Here is a 264-nt window from a genome sequence, read left to right on the forward strand (position 1 = left end):
CAATGCTTCTTCTGCATCAGATGATGAGAGTTTTTGTGGAATGTTCATTTTCTTTTTAAGTTGTGATTCTGTAATTTTCATTAAAGATGCTAGCTCTTTAACTTTTTTATCAACATCTTTGAGTTCATCATCACTTGCAGATTCAAATGGCTGTTCTGGCATTACATCCCCATTGAATATATAAAGTGCTAGACCGTGTAATGCAGCCGCTTTAACAAATGCACGCTTGTATGTTTTGTTTATTTGGAACATATCAGCTTGTTT

At 34.1% G+C, this 264-nt stretch carries 1 protein-coding gene; it reads right to left on the reverse strand.

What is annotated here, in order from left to right:
* A partial coding sequence (locus tag CD036_RS07650) for a Sak single strand annealing protein (protein WP_142385144.1) occupies positions 1-264 on the reverse strand: 264 nt, incomplete at both ends.

It is taken from the genome of Staphylococcus arlettae, assembly GCF_002902345.1.
Taxonomy (GTDB): Bacteria; Bacillota; Bacilli; order Staphylococcales; family Staphylococcaceae; genus Staphylococcus; species Staphylococcus arlettae.